Below are 12,044 nucleotides of genomic sequence, written 5' to 3' on the forward strand. Positions count from 1 at the left end.
ATGCTCACCTTTTTGCAGGGGTCAGCGCGACGCTGCCGATTTCGATTTCTCTCGGCTCCTCGCAGCTGGCTTGATCCTTATACGCACCGCCCCACCCTCGGGATGATCGATCTCAAAGGCATTGGTTTTCCGCACGAGATCGCTCAGCTTGCGAAAGCCGAAGGTTCTGGGATCGAAGTCCGATGCCAGATTTGCGAGCTGATTGCCGACAATGCCGAGCGGCACCCAGCCGTCCTCGGTTTCCATCTGTGAAATGACCTTGGTGATGATCGGCGTCGCGGCGCTGGGCGGCTGCAAAGATTTCGTCGGCGCCGCATCCTGAGCGTTGGCTGGCGCAGTCGGAAGCAGGTTCTCGGTGTATACGAACCGGCGGCATGCCTGCCGAAAACTCTCCGGTGTCTTCTGCTCGCCAAACCCATAAACGTCGATCCCATGCTCCCGGATGCGAGCGGCAAGGCGGGTGAAATCGCTGTCGGAGGACACCAGGCAGAAGCCTTCGAACCGCCCGCTGTGGAGAAGGTCCATCGCGTCGATGACGAGCGTGATATCGGATGCGTTCTTGCCGGTGGTGTAGGCGAATTGCTGCTGCGGGATGATCGCGTGCTTCGACAGTACATCGGCCCACGCCTTCGAACGGGTGCTGGAGAAGTCGCCATAGATGCGACGAACGCTTGCCTCGCCGATCTTTGCGATTTCCTCGAACAGCCCGTCGCCAATCTTGGCCGAGGCATTGTCTGCGTCGATCAGCACAGCAAGCCGTGGAGAACGCGGTTCGGTTGGCACGGTGGGCCCCCTGTTTCTGGCTTCGCACCAAATGACATAATGCCATATGGTGCAGCGGTAACCTTTTTATCGAGATTCGACGAACGTCACCTACTTCTTCCGGTACAACATCATACCTGCGTGGTGCAGCACGCCGTCAATAAATTCGCCATCGGCGGTAAAGCCGGTGTCGTCCCAGTAGTCGATGTGGTTGCCCCGGATCTCATAGCGCCCCTGGTATGCGCTCTCACGGTTTCCGCGCGCTTCGTCATAACGACCGTTTGGAAGCAAGTTGTGACGGATATGGCCATCGGCCGTGACCCACATCCCGACATAGGGGTGGCTTTCCGAAACCTGGGTAGATGTGGTTTGCTCGATATTCATCTGGGTGAGACCTTTCTGTGCCGGTAGGACGGCCGCGCCGGCAAGAAGCATGGCAGCGGCAAGCATCGAAACCTGTTTCATGGGACAGCTCCTCAGGGTTGTTTGCCGGGAGCGGCGCGACGCTCAGCGAACAGCTCGGAGAGCGCTTGCGATGCTGCGATCGCGCGGGGAAATCCGGCCGGAACCGTCACCATGTAGATGACTTCTTTCAGCTCACCCTCGGACACGCCGATATTCAGCGCATAGCCGGCGTGGATCTTCATGAAAGCGGCCTCACCCATGGCTGCGAATACCGCGACGGCGGCGAGTTGGCGTGTGCGGTTGTCGAGCCCCGGACGGGACCAGACGTCGCCGAGCGCATAGCCCTGGGTTGCTCTGGCCAGGAACGGAAACTCCTGTCTCATGCGCTCCAGCGTCGGCTGCGGAGCGCCACTGTTCAGGCTCCTGACGACGGCATCGCCGCGTTGCAGCCGCTCTTCCATCGTCTGCGAGAGAGCCGTTTGGGGTACCGCGCCGAGCAGCAACGCGGCGCCAATCGCGATGCACGAGCTGTGAAAACGGGAATCCATTTTTGCCTCCCTATTTGTTGGCTGTCGGCCGGATGACGATCTCGTTCACATCGACATCGTCCGGTTGTTCGATGACAAAGCGCACGGCGCGGCCGATCGCGTCGGGCTGCAGCGCAATGGCGCGATAGGTCTTCATCGCTTCCGCCGCCATCGGATCGGTGATCGTGTCGGCGAGCTCGCTCTCGACCACGCCGGGATGGATGCAGGTGACGCGGATGTTGTCGTGCTCCTGCCGCAAGCCATCGGAGATGGCGCGGACCGCATATTTGGTTGCGCAATAGACAGCGGCTGTCGGCGATACCGAAAGCGCGCCGATGGAGGCGATGTTGACGACATGGCCGGAGCCTCGGGCCGTCATCTCCGGCAGCACCGCGGCGATGCCGTAGAGCACGCCCTTGATGTTGACGTCGACCATTCGGTCCCACTCATCGATCTTCATCGAGGCCATCAGCGACAACGGCATGACGCCGGCATTGTTGACGATCACGTCGACGCGTCCCCAGGCCCGGCGCGCCGCGTCGGCAAAGGCGGCGACATCGGTGCGGTCGGTCACGTCCAGTCGGCGTGTCATTGCCTCTCCGCCCTTTGCCCTGATCTCTTCCGCGAGCGCGTCCAGCCGATCGGTGCGGCGCGCACCGAGCATGACCTTTGCTCCGGCAGCACCGAGCTCCCGGCCGATGGCGGCGCCAATGCCGCTCGAAGCCCCGGTGATGAGCACGACTTTGTTGAGGGACATGTTTCGTCTCCATCTGGTTGATCTTGCGAACCGCGATGCAGCGGTTGCCACGAAGATGGATCTGTTTCACTGTTGCGATAAGACGATCATTCCTTCCCAGAGAGGAAAGCACAGCTAACCAATGCAGCCGGATCTTAATGCGCTTGCGGTCTTCGCCCTCGTTGCCGAGGAGCGGAGCTTTCGCGCGGCTGCGGACCGTATGGGCGTCACCCGCTCGGCGGTGAGCCAGACGATGAAGCGGCTGGAAGAGACGCTCGGTATTGCGCTTGTCCGGCGCACGACGCGAAGCGTCAGCCTGACCGAGGCCGGCGAACGCCTCTACGCCGAGATAGCGCCCGCCATTGCCGACATGCGCGCGGCAATCGAGACCACCGGGGACCTGCGCGGGCGTCCGCGCGGGCAGCTGCGGCTCGCCGTCTCGTCGATCGCCGAGCGCTTTCTTTCAGGGCCGTTCCTGGCGACCTTTGCCGAAGCCAATCCTGAGGTACAGATCGACATCACGGTGACGGACGAGGAATTCGATATCGTCGCAGAGGGATACGATGCCGGCGTCAGGCTCGGTGAGGTGATCGAGCAGGATATGATCGCGGTGTCTGTCGCCGGTGACGAGCGGCAGCTTGCCGTCTGCGCGCCGGCCTATCGCGATCGGTTCGGGGCGCCTTCGCATCCGAGGGAGCTCGCGGGCCATCGCTGCATTGGCTGGCGCCGCGCACCGAAGGTCGCGCCCTATCGCTGGGAATTCGCCGAGAACGGCAACGAGTTCAGCGTCGCCGTTGCGCCGGAGATCACGACCAACGACATGGCGCTGATGATCAAGCTCGCCATCGCCGGCGCCGGCATCACCTTCGGCATGGAAGAGAGCTTTCGCCCGTGGATCGATCGAGGCGAGCTGGTGCCGATTCTTGAGGATTATTGCCCGCGCTTTGCCGGCTTCTACCTCTATTATCCAAGCCGTCGCAACGTAGCGCCGAAGCTGCGCGCCCTTGTCGATCACCTACGGCGTTTTGGTTAGCGCGTTTCGGCGCGGACGCTGATGAAGGCATGGCAGGACGCCGTGCTGACGCGCATGTTCTACAAGACCTACGAGGCGGCACCGACCAGCCCACCATCCTTTTGGGGCGGAGTCCAGATCGTCAACCTCGCTGGACGCACCGGCATCTCGATGTTGCAATTACATTAGCGTAAGCGCATGTTTTCATCAGCCGGCGCAAGCCGGTTAGGCCCGGTAGCCGGCCGGTCACCCCCAATAGGCTGCCGGGCCGCCCGCCTGCCGCGTTTTCCCGATGTCACGGCTTTTTCCGGTTTGCGCGGCAATCCGGTCCAGAAGTGCTTCGCCGCCCATCGGCCGCGCAGATCCCGACATCGGCGGCGCGGCAATGCAAGTCGAGCCGTGCGTTCAATTTACTCGCAGCGATAGCCGAGCAAACATGGAAATAAGTGCACTGTCACCGTAATTCGCAAACCCTTGCGCTATAGGGGATAGAATCAATTCGCGACGAAATGACGGTCGTTTGCGACCCCGCGACGCAACAGGTCACGCGCAATGGGCGGGATCCCACCACAGGGCGCCGCACAGGGTCAGCGGCACCTCGGTCGGGGGAGCGGCTACTAGTCCCCATGGACGGCGACGTAACTGGACCCGCAGGATTGATAGCAGGTCCCGCCACATCGCAATTACGTGGCGGCCACGTAACTTACACACTGCTGCTGGAACACCACGAATGCCGAGCCTAGGCTGCTTTGACAGCGGGTGGCGCAATGGCAGCGAGTACCAGACTAAAGGGCAGAGAGAGCGCATTTTCAGCGGCAGCACGACGGTTCCCGCAGTCCGAATTCTTGATCCTTCGGTTGATGGACCGAAGCGAAGCTTTTTGTGACATGTGCGAAGAACTTGCTGAAGCGGAAGACGCATTGTCGAAGGTCTACACCGTTGCGGTGGAATTGCGTGAGACGATGGGGGCCGAATGGCAAGAATTGATAAGCAGGTTGACCGAGGAAGTCGGAACCGCACTGCAGGACAAGGAGGGGCTCGTGAAGCCGCGCCCGAACGGCTGATTAGTCGGCGCCTGCGAGCGTCATCCATTTTGTCCCAGCCTTGCTATCGCAGCGTCAGCACAGGACGACGCGCAGGAGCTCGCCAAGACCCAAAAAAATGAGAACACCGGCGCCGCCTGCCGGCGCGAACTGACGAAAAGAATTGTGAAATACACGAACTCGATAAAGGAGTACGGCAAATGTTGACAAAGCGAGATTTACTTCGCTCGGTCGCGGCGATTGCCGCTGGCGCCGCGATTGCGAACCCAAGCCTGCTGATGGCGCAGAGCTACCCCGGCATCATCGAGGCAAAGGACATCGCCGAGGAAGGCTTCATCTACGGCCTGCCGCTCGTGATGAACTATGCCGTGATGAATGAATTCGCCGTCGACCCGAAGTCCAGCCAATTCAAGGCGCCGTTCAACGAAATCAACAACATGCATCAAGTCGCCTCACCGGCGGACACGGCAGTCGTCACCCCCAACAGCGACACTCCTTACTCGATCCTATGGCTGGATTTGCGCGCCGAGCCGATGGTGATCTCGGTGCCGGCGGTGGAGAAGGACCGCTACTACTCGGTTCAGTTGATCGACGGCAACACCTACAATTTTGGCTATATCGGCTCGCGCGCCACGGGAAACGAGCCGGGTTCCTATCTCGTTGTCGGACCCGACTGGAAAGGCGAGAAGCCCGTCGGCATCAGCCAAGTCTTTTCCTCGACCACCCCGTTCGTATTTGCCAACTTTCGGACCCAGCTCATCAACGCCGAAGATATGCCGAACGTGGAAAAGGTGCAGGCCGGCTACAAGGCGCAGCCGCTTTCCGCGTTTCTAAAAAAACCCGCCCCGCCCGCCGCACCGACGATCGAGTTCCTTCCTGCCACCAGTGCCGGGATCAAGGAGAACTTCTTCCAATATCTCGATGCGGCGCTGGAATACGTCCCCGAGACGCCAAGGGACAAGGAGATCCGTGCGAAACTAGCGAAGATTGGCATCGGTCCCGGCAAAACCTTCGAGTTGAAGGACCTATCGCTCGAACACAAAGCCGAAATGCTGATCGGCATGAAGCAAGGTGACGATAAAATCAACAAATGGCTGGCCAGCGGAAACAAGCCCATCAACGGCTGGAACGTCAGCTCGCTTCTTGGCGACGAAGCCTTCTACAACGGCGATTGGTTGCTGCGGGCCGGAGCTGCAAAGGCAGGCCTCTATGGCAACGATGCAGCAGAGGCCATGTACCCCTTCACCAGAACGGATGCCACCGGGGAACCGCTCGACGGCAGCAAGCACAACTACACTCTCACCTTTCCCGCCGGGCAACTCCCGCCGGTGAATTCCTTCTGGTCGGTAACGATGTATGACGGCAAGAGCCAGTTCCTGATCAAGAACCCGATCAACCGCTACCTCATCAACTCGCCGATGTTGCCCGGCATGATGAAGAACGAGGATGGCTCGCTCACCCTCTATATCCAGAAAGACAGCCCCGGCGCGGATAAGGAAGCTAACTGGCTGCCTACGCCCAATGGCACGATCTATCTCGTGATGCGCCTGTACTGGCCGAAGACGGAAGCGCCTTCAATTCTGCCGGCCGGCGAAGGCAGCTGGCAGCCGCCCGGTATCAATGTGGCGCAATAATTATCCCGACCGTGAATTATCCCGACCATGCTGAGATGTCGATGAGGAGAGAGTTATGATACGCACGACGAGAATGCTTTGCGCCACCGCCGCGGTGGTCCTGATAGGCTTGGGCACCGCTTCCGCCGAAGCGCCGAAGATGAAAATGACGACGCCGATACCGGATTCGATCGTCACGCCGGAGAGTGTGGACACCAGGCTTGGCAAGTTGAACTTTTTCGATGGCTTCCCGGATGACGCCACCTCGGAGAAGATCTACGACAATCTCGATTTCATGCGCGGCGTCGACGCTTTTCTCAACGCCATGCCCGGCGCGTCGGTTGAAGCCCTGCGGGTTGGATTGGCTAGCCAGGGCGCCGACAACAATCAGACCATTCTGATCTTCGAAAACCTGATGGATTCGCATTCGTTGTTCCTCACCGGCAACACCGAAAGCATCTACAATCTGATGTGGCTGGATACCAAGGCCGGTCCGCTGGTCATCGAGACGCCGCCCAATATCCTGGGCATGATCGACAATCACTGGTTCCAATATGTCGGCGATGTCGGCAATGCCGGCCCGGACAAGGGCAAGGGTGGAAAATACCTGCTTTTGCCGCCGGGTTATCAGGGCGAGATACCCGAAGGCTATTTCGTGTTTCGAACCTCGACTTACGGAAACCTGTTCTTCTGGCGCGGCTTCCTCGAAAACGGCAGCACTGCAACCGCGGTCGAAAACACCAAGAAATTCGCCAAGGTTTATCCCCTTTCGGAAGCCGGCAATCCGCCGCCGATGAAGATCATCAACACCTCGGGCAAGGAGTACAACACGATCCATGCCAATGATTTTCACTTCTTCGAGGAAGTTAACGACATCGTCCAGTACGAGCCGAACGAGGCCTATCACCCGGAAGTGCTCGGACAGCTCGCCGCCATCGGCATCGAAAAGGGCAAACCCTTCGCACCCGACGAGCGGATGAAGAAGATCCTCACCGAAGCCGTCGCCGTCGGCAATGCGACGGCGCGCACCATCACATTCAAGACCCGCATGAAGGACGCCTATTATTATCCGGACAGTGCCTGGTTCACCGGCTTTGTCGGCGGCAACCACGAGTTTCTTCTGCAGCCGGGCGTTCGCTATCTGGATGCCCGTGTCCTGTTCCACTACTATGCCACGGGTATCACGCCGGCCATGGCGATAAAGCGCGTCGGCATCGGTTCGCAATACGCCGGCGCCACCACCGACAAGGACGGCAAACCGTTCGATGGCGGCAAGACCTATAAAATCCACCTGCCGCCAAACATTCCGGCAAAAGAATTCTGGTCGTTCGTTGCGTATGACAATCAAACGCGTTCGATGCTGCAGACGGACCAGCAATTCCCCAGCATCGGCAGCGACAAGAAAGACATTGTGATCAACGCGGACTCCTCGGTCGATGTCTGGTTCGGTCCGACAGCGCCGGAAGGCCATGAGGCCAACTGGGTCCAGACAGTTCCCGGCAAGGGCTGGAACGTCCTTCTTCGCCTCTATGGCCCGCTCGAGTCCTGGTTCGACAAGACCTGGAAGCCGGGCGAGTTCGAGCTGGTGCAGCAATAGAGCTGGTTAAAGGCATTCCGCGACAGCCTGTCGAACCCGGTCGTCTCAAACGTTACGGCTGTCGATCATTGTAGCTGACCGTGTTTGAGGGCGGGATAAGCTATTGAACGGGATCGGATGGATTTTGCTTTCGGGTCATGGCTTTTCGCAAACCTTCTCTCAGAGAACGGCTGCAATGGGGTCAAACCCGGGCATCCTGCCGTCGTTGCGGACGTTTTGGCGAACGTAGTCAGATACCAAGACATCGACCCTTAGGTGGCGTTCGTATGAGATGCCAACGGCCATTTATCGATGGCGTCGCGGACTGAATGGTCCGCGTGCGCTGGGCCAATACTAGCCCGTAGGTTACAGTTAGTTACGTTCCCTGACGTGAGCCGATCGGCCAAGGTCACTCATAGCCGTCATATCCCATCGCCCCGCAAGAGGACAGCAGCCTCTGGAGCAAATGGTGCCCGTAGCCAAAGAACAATTCAGCCTGCACACAAGGGGAATAGCAATGCGAAAATACATGACACGCATCGCGGCAACGTCAGTAGCACTTTCGACTGCGATGGCAGCCTACGCACAAGATCAAAGCCCCCTTCCAAAGGCCAGCGATGTGCTTGTCCGATACGGGGACGACGTCGAGGGCTGGACCGTCTATGCCAATCAAACCCGCGGTGATTGCTTGATCGTGCACTCAGATGGCCCAAGTTCGGTGCAAATGGGTGTTACCGCAAATCGGGAGGTCGGCTATCTTGGCGTGTTCACCAAAGAGGATATCGGCCTTCAGAACGGGACCAAGTCGGACATCTTCGTCTCCATTGACGGCCATCTCTATCGTGGTGTGGCCACTAGCACGAGCGGCGAACTCAAGGGCGGATACTCTGGCGGCTACATCTTGACAGACGACCCGAAGTTCAAGCGCGACGTAGCGAAGAAATATAAAATGACCGTGTTTCCGGAAACCAAGGGGGCCTTTGTCGTCGATCTGAAGGGGACTTACAAGGCAATGGCAATGGGCCACAAGTGCCTCACGCAGTGACTCCGGCGGGCAAGGTCTATAGCGAGGTTTTTGAAAAATAACGACTTTTATGGAAGTCAGTTGGCGGAGCGCCCGCCATACTTATGTCCTCCATCGTCTTCTGATGTCCACCAACCTATTGTAAATAGGTGATTTTCTTTGACCAACTGTCGTCCATTGACGTGACGCCAGAATACACCATAAGTACTACGCCTTCTGGATCCACCGCAGCACATTGTCCTCTATATCTACTAACCTTTCCACACATTATAATGCTCTAAACGCACGCGATCATGGTGTGCGGGTTGGGAGGACTATTTCATGGCAAAGCCAGTGTTAGTACCAGTCGGCCCGGATTTCTCGCTGTCGGCGGCAAGTGTCGACCTGAACCTGAAAGCACACAGAGTCCAACTCGAAGAGAACGTCCCGCCGAGCGCGACAGTCACCGACGAGGCCGCTTATTTCGCCGGCGGGACCGCGGTGACAACAGATTTCACGTACACCGGCATCTGGTTCGGTTCGGACTTCTCAGACCGAATGATGGGTGACGACTTCGGCAACCTTTTTTTCAGTGGCCTCGGCAACGATTTCCTGCACGGCGGGGCCGGGGATGACTCCCTCAGCGGCGGTATCGGCGACGACACCATTAACGGCGGTCACGGCAACGACACTATCAGAGGCAGTGACGGTAATGACATCTTGAACGGTGGGGCTGGCGATGACTTCATCAGCAGCAGCGATGACAGCGGAGCTCACTCCTCTCCCGGTGACGACACCGTCAACGGTGGGGCCGGGAACGACACCATCAGCGACGGTCGTGGGAACGGCATCCTCAACGGTGGGGCCGGGAACGACATCATCGGCGGCGGCGAGGGTAACGACACCATCTACGGCGGTGCCGGCAACGACACCATCCGCGGCGACGGCGGCAGAAGCCTCAATAGTAACGGCACCGACATCATTCACGGCGGTGCCGGTGACGACATCATCTACGGTGATGAATTCCTTCCATCCGGCAGGGACAACATCCTATTCGGCGACAAAGGCAACGACACCATCATCGGTTACCTTGGGAACGACACCATCGACGGCGGTGCCGGCAACGATATCATCGACGGGGGTGACAATGTCTTCGGAGGTTCCGGGAGTGATACCTTGACGGGAGGCGGCGGAAACGACACCTTCATCTTCCACGACGGGGTAAAGGACACGATAACAGATTTCAAGCACGGCCAAGACAAGTTCGACCTTAGGGACACCCACGCCACCTCGTTTCTGCAAGGTGTCGATTTCAACTCGGCACAGTCGGCCCTCGATTACCTCGACGCCAACGAAATATCCGCCGAGGGCATGGTAGTAAAGGTCATCGACGGTTCTGCCGGAGCCCTCATCGGTTTCAGCGACGACGCCGGCACAATCGACCTCGACGTGTCAGTGGGCGCGAGGGCAGCAGCTCTCATAACCGATTCAGACTTCATCTTCTAACCCAGAGTGAGGGGCGGCGCACAGGTCGCCCTTCTCCGACGGGCTCGGCGGCGTGGACAAAGTCTCCAACCTGTACTTCATCGGCGACAGCACTCATGATGACTTGTTCGAGGCAGCAGTCCTTCGGCCTTGAGCGCATATTCAGGCAAAGTTTAGGGATTCCGTCCCTCCCGGTTGCAAGACTATCTGGATAACCGCGACGTAGTGGGAACCGACGAAGCCGCCATCAAAGCGCGATGAACTGGTGATTGCCGACCGCACGTCAGGTGCCCCTCGACGAGGCCGACCGCCTGAGCATACGCTCCGCTGAAAGCTTCACGGCTCCCGGAACTGAAGCAAGACCATGCCCTACCGACGCGGCGAGCGCGGGCGATTGCTGCAGCGCGTCGGCATCCTTATTTTTTTTAGCAAAATTTTTGATCACCCTTTGCAGAGGTTAGTCTGCATCTTTGCTAAAAGCCGACCGGTCCATCGCGGGGGTGGTGGTGGGTAGGTTCCACACGGTTCGCAGGCAATCGAAGGGCAGGTACCGGCGAACGCATATGCTTGAACTCGGAGGGACTAGGGGGGAAGGAAATGGGGAAGGAGTACAACCAAGCCGTAAAGCCAAGTGTTTTCAGCTGGATAGGACGATAGTTGGCGGAGAGAGCGGGATTCGACTTGACGCTTACCTCATTGAAAATATTGAGGTTTTCGCGGCATTTGTTACACAGTCTGTTACACGGCTACAGCGTTAATTTAAGCTCTCGGCATCTGAGCTCGCGCGCCCGAGCATCGACCTAATCAAGCGGCTCGAGGAAGGCAAGGTCAATATCCCCAGCACCGCCACCGCGCCATCAAGAATTACTTCTCGCCGGGTAACCTGACGGCGTAGGGAACTGGCGCTCCGCCGCACCGCTCAGCCTGGTACAGCAAGCCAGCAAGGTTCTCACCCACCAATTTCTATTCAGCGAGGTCTGGGGCGATTCCACCGACGTCAATGTCTCAGAGTCTACGTCCGCCAGCTCAGGCAAAAGATTGAAAAGGTGCCCCTCGGCCGCGCTATAACACGACCGAGCGATACCGGCTGCGCGGAGCTCGAGTAGGTTTGCGGCGAAGGGCAGCCAATCGATTCCACTATGCGGGCAGTCTCAAAAATCCGATACTGGCTCGGGGCATCGTTGCTCCCGGAGCTTCAGCATAGTCTCGCAAAAATTCCCAAGCCGCTTCGGGGCTGACGAGTCTGCGAAGCCGACGAGCGACAGCCAATACCGAGACGCAGACACTACGTGACGGAACTTGATATTGCAGTGCAGCAAGCGTAGAGCACCGCGCGCTTATCGGAGTGTCGTCCATGGCCCTTACCAATGCTGGTAACGAGGCAGAACCTGTCGAACAATCGAGCCATTCTGAGGTCGAGCAGCACAGCACCAAGGCGCTGATGTTGGGCGCACTAGGTGTCGTTTATGGCGATATAGGCACCAGCCCGATCTATGCATTTCGCGAGGCGTTGCATGCATCAGCGGGTGGCAACGTCGCCAGCCGTGGCGACATCCTCGGCGTACTGTCGCTGATCATCTGGTCGCTGACGATCACCGTGACGATCAAATACATCATGTTCGTGCTCCGCGCCGACAATCGCGGCGAGGGCGGAGTGCTGTCGCTTATGGCGCTGGCGCGCAACAGTTTCCCGACCCGCTCTGCGGTGATCCTCGGCATCGGCANCTCGCTGATCATCTGGTCCCTGACGATCACCGTGACGATCAAATACATCATGTTCGTGCTCCGCGCCGACAATCGAGGCGAGGGCGGAGTGCTGTCGCTTATGGCGCTGGCGCGCAACAGTTTCCCGACCCGCTCTGCGGTGATCCTCGGCATCGGC

The 12,044-nt window shown here is 58.8% G+C and carries 12 protein-coding genes and 2 pseudogenes; 10 read left to right on the forward strand and 4 right to left on the reverse strand.

Features of this window, described 5'->3' with window-relative positions; all coding sequences use genetic code 11:
• Nucleotides 1-21: 21 nt before the first annotated feature.
• The 4 genes from CIT25_RS28010 to CIT25_RS28025 form a co-directional block, all read right to left on the reverse strand.
• Nucleotides 22-783 (reverse strand): NYN domain-containing protein, encoded by a 762-nt coding sequence (locus CIT25_RS28010; RefSeq protein ID WP_095488454.1) that lies wholly within the window; start codon nucleotides 781-783, stop codon nucleotides 22-24.
• A gap of 90 nt (nucleotides 784-873) precedes the next feature.
• Nucleotides 874-1,146, reverse strand: coding sequence for an Atu4866 domain-containing protein (locus CIT25_RS28015; RefSeq protein ID WP_245330012.1), 273 nt, complete (start codon nucleotides 1,144-1,146; stop codon nucleotides 874-876).
• Nucleotides 1,147-1,238: 92 nt separating this feature from the next.
• Entirely contained in the window at nucleotides 1,239-1,628 is a 390-nt protein-coding gene (locus tag CIT25_RS28020; protein ID WP_245330013.1) for a carboxymuconolactone decarboxylase family protein, read from the reverse strand.
• Between the two features lie 97 nt (nucleotides 1,629-1,725).
• Nucleotides 1,726-2,451 (reverse strand): SDR family oxidoreductase, encoded by a 726-nt coding sequence (locus tag CIT25_RS28025; RefSeq protein WP_095488457.1) that lies wholly within the window; start codon nucleotides 2,449-2,451, stop codon nucleotides 1,726-1,728.
• A 121-nt stretch (nucleotides 2,452-2,572) separates the two neighbouring features.
• Between CIT25_RS28025 and CIT25_RS28030 the strand changes: the two genes are divergently transcribed.
• The 10 genes and pseudogenes from CIT25_RS28030 to CIT25_RS37765 form a co-directional block, all read left to right on the forward strand.
• On the forward strand, nucleotides 2,573-3,463 hold the full coding sequence (locus CIT25_RS28030; protein WP_095488458.1) for a LysR family transcriptional regulator: 891 nt from the start codon (nucleotides 2,573-2,575) through the stop codon (nucleotides 3,461-3,463).
• A gap of 21 nt (nucleotides 3,464-3,484) precedes the next feature.
• Nucleotides 3,485-3,631 (forward strand): hypothetical protein, encoded by a 147-nt coding sequence (locus CIT25_RS36540; RefSeq protein ID WP_158302662.1) that lies wholly within the window; start codon nucleotides 3,485-3,487, stop codon nucleotides 3,629-3,631.
• 578 nt (nucleotides 3,632-4,209) lie between these two features.
• Entirely contained in the window at nucleotides 4,210-4,506 is a 297-nt protein-coding gene (locus CIT25_RS28035; protein ID WP_095488459.1) for a hypothetical protein, read from the forward strand.
• A gap of 179 nt (nucleotides 4,507-4,685) precedes the next feature.
• Nucleotides 4,686-6,119, forward strand: a complete 1,434-nt coding sequence (locus CIT25_RS28040; RefSeq protein WP_095488460.1) for a DUF1254 domain-containing protein — start codon at nucleotides 4,686-4,688, stop codon at nucleotides 6,117-6,119.
• Nucleotides 6,120-6,174: 55 nt separating this feature from the next.
• The gene (locus CIT25_RS28045) at nucleotides 6,175-7,695 is read left to right on the forward strand and encodes a DUF1254 domain-containing protein (protein WP_095488461.1); all 1,521 of its coding nucleotides are present in this window, start codon (nucleotides 6,175-6,177) and stop codon (nucleotides 7,693-7,695) included.
• A 496-nt stretch (nucleotides 7,696-8,191) separates the two neighbouring features.
• The gene (locus CIT25_RS28050; RefSeq protein WP_095488462.1) at nucleotides 8,192-8,719 is read left to right on the forward strand and encodes a hypothetical protein; all 528 of its coding nucleotides are present in this window, start codon (nucleotides 8,192-8,194) and stop codon (nucleotides 8,717-8,719) included.
• A gap of 300 nt (nucleotides 8,720-9,019) precedes the next feature.
• Nucleotides 9,020-10,183 (forward strand): calcium-binding protein, encoded by a 1,164-nt coding sequence (locus CIT25_RS28055; RefSeq protein WP_095488463.1) that lies wholly within the window; start codon nucleotides 9,020-9,022, stop codon nucleotides 10,181-10,183.
• Nucleotides 10,184-11,086: 903 nt separating this feature from the next.
• Nucleotides 11,087-11,255, forward strand: a pseudogene (locus CIT25_RS37760) (winged helix-turn-helix domain-containing protein); the annotation flags it as partial.
• Between the two features lie 261 nt (nucleotides 11,256-11,516).
• A partial coding sequence (locus tag CIT25_RS28065) for a KUP/HAK/KT family potassium transporter (RefSeq protein WP_245330011.1) occupies nucleotides 11,517-11,886 on the forward strand: 370 nt, incomplete at its 3' end.
• A 1-nt stretch (nucleotide 11,887) separates the two neighbouring features.
• Nucleotides 11,888-12,044 (forward strand): annotated as a pseudogene (locus CIT25_RS37765) (KUP/HAK/KT family potassium transporter); the annotation flags it as partial.

Origin of the sequence: Mesorhizobium mediterraneum, from assembly GCF_002284565.1 — a bacterium.
GTDB lineage: Bacteria > Pseudomonadota > Alphaproteobacteria > Rhizobiales > Rhizobiaceae > Mesorhizobium > Mesorhizobium mediterraneum.